Source organism: Epilithonimonas pallida (assembly GCF_900182975.1).
Classification (GTDB): domain Bacteria; phylum Bacteroidota; class Bacteroidia; order Flavobacteriales; family Weeksellaceae; genus Epilithonimonas; species Epilithonimonas pallida.
Genome location: NZ_FXUO01000017.1, coordinates 1 through 2,551 on the forward strand (window position 1 = coordinate 1; position 2,551 = coordinate 2,551).

At 43.4% G+C, this 2,551-nt stretch carries 2 protein-coding genes; both read left to right on the forward strand.

Translation table 11 applies throughout. The features are described 5' to 3' along the window. The coding region (locus QOL71_RS17625; protein ID WP_283418204.1) for a DUF6266 family protein at nucleotides 1–612 on the forward strand (612 nt) is incomplete at its 5' end. Between the two features lie 179 nt (nucleotides 613–791). Next, the coding region (locus QOL71_RS17630; RefSeq protein WP_283418205.1) for a T9SS type A sorting domain-containing protein at nucleotides 792–2,551 on the forward strand (1,760 nt) is incomplete at its 3' end.

The window sequence follows — 2,551 nt, forward strand, 5'->3', positions numbered from 1 at the left end:
GGATTCTCCGGTAAAGTAGGAACAGTAGTAGGTGCTAACTGGCGTGGTCTGGACATCATCCGCAGCCGTCCTAAAATTTCAAAACGCAACCCAACGGAAAAGCAGCTTGAGCAGCAGATGAAATTTAAGCTGGCGATCAGCTTTTTGCAACCTGTCAAGTCAATCCAGTCGTTGTATTTCGGGTCGGAGAGTGGGGTGAAATCCAGGGTGAACCTGGCGGTGTCCTATACAATTAGTGAGGCGATATGGGTGGTGGCTGGTCTGCCGGAGCTGATCTACAATAAGGTTCTGATCACCCGTGGCGAACTCACCAGCTTCCAGAATGCAGTGCTCACCACGCAGCCGGGCGGCGTGCTGCACCTGGAGTGGGAAGATAACAGTACGCAGGGCAATGCCGCACCAGCAGATCAGGTGAGCATCGTTTGCTACTGCGAAGAGCTGAAGAACTGGGAGATCTATGAGGGTATCGTGATGCGTTCCGACCTGATGGCAGACGTCACGCTTCCTGCGTATTGTCTGGGTAAGACAATGGAAGTCTATGCCTTTCTGAACAATGAAAAGCAGACGGGTGCTTCCACAAGTTTCTACCTCGGTCAATATCTGGTGAACTGATGCAGGAGATCCACTCGCAAGAGTGGATTTTTTATAGAATGTCTTTATTTTTATTAAGGATAATTTAATTTCAGAAAAATATATTATTTTTACCGGAAAAATTATAAAGCGTCATGTTTTGACGTTATCAGTTGATAATATTGCAACTGATTTGATTAGTAACTATAAAAACTCAAATTATGAAAAAGATTTCTACCACACTATTGGTGCTGGGTTCTGCTGTACTCTTTTCGCAGAAGATTTCCTGGCAAAAGAATCTCGACTCCGGGACACAGGATTTTCTTTCCGGACTGGCGGTTACGATAGACGGCCAGTATTTAGTTTCGGGATCATCCATTCAGACCCTTCGGCAGGCTCAGGGTGACAGCTCCGGCTCAACTGCCGTAAATCCATCATCGACCCACAATCAAAACAAAGGTTACGATTATCATATTCTTAAACTTGACCAGCAGGGCCAAAAAGTTTGGGAAAAATATTTCTCAGGAAATCAGCATGATTATCTCAGTTCTACCGTTGCAACAAAAGAAGGTGGATTTTTGTTAGCGGGGACTTCGTATTCGTCTTTAGGATTGGATAAGAAAGATAAATCTAATGGCTCTTCTGATATCTGGCTGATTAAGATCGATGAGAATGGTGAAGAACAGTGGCAGAAAACTATCGGCACAAGATATAGCGAAGAAGCGAGAAGTGTTACCCAAACTACGGATGAAGGCTACATTGTTGCAGGTTCTACCAATCATCCAAAATCAGGTTACGGCTCCAAAGATGTTCTGGTCATTAAGCTGGATAAGAAAGGCAGGATCATTAGTCAATTAATTCTGGGTGGCAAAGGCCTGGATGAAGTGGAGAAAGTGATCCCGACGAAAGATGGCGGTGTGTTGATGGGAATCTATTCCAGAAGCGGCATTTATGACGGACAGTCAAAACCGAAGATCAATTTTAAAGATTTATTATTGCAGAATTCTGGAAGTTTAAATTTAAATTCCGGTAATACTTCTCAATCCTCAGGCAACAATTCAGGCAATAATTCCTCATCATCCAACAATCAGAATTCTACAGAGAACTACAATATTAATTTCTATGGTAAGTCCTTCGGAAACTATGGCGAGGGTGATTACTGGATCGTGAAATTGGACAAGGATGGTAATGTCCAGTGGGAAAAGAATTTTGGAGGAAGTGAAGATGATCATGTCCGAACAATGGCATTGACAGATTCAGGTTATATTATTGGTGGAGAAAGCCGTTCAGAGACTTCGGGAAATAAGAGGGTGAAGCTGGAGGAGGGGACAGACCTTTGGGTGCTGGCTTTGGATGAAGACGGCAACGAGCAGTGGCAGCACTCTTACAACTTTAAGAACCGGGATGTGATGATGAGCCTTAACACGATAAAAAATCCATCAACCAACAACGAAGAACCAACAACCAAGGGATTTCTGATTGGTGGTTACACGCAGTCAGAAGGAAAGATTGAGAAGAATGATGAGACGTTCTGGATGCTTTATATCGACAGGAATGGTAAGGAAGTGTGGAGAAAATATGTGGAAGGCAGAGACAAGAAAAAGGAAGAAAGGTTAACATCCGCATTACTAAACAGGGATGGTTCGTATATATTGGCAGGAACGAGTGCAGAGGAATTGGGGAAAGAGAACTGGAAGGTGGTAAAGCTGGAGGACAAACAAATTGAAGACCTGATGGAGAACAAAGACATCCAGATCTACCCAAATCCAGTGAAGGATTATTGTTATGTGGAGATCGGGCTGGACTTCGAGAGTGCAGATGTCTATGTTTATGATATGACGGGGAAAGTGATCCAGACCTTTAATACCAAAAACAGGGTTACGAAGATCAATACCTCAAAGCTTCCACAGGGTGTTTACATCATCAAAGCGAGTATCCCGACTCAACAAAATAAAAAACTAACTGCTAAAATCGTGAAAGA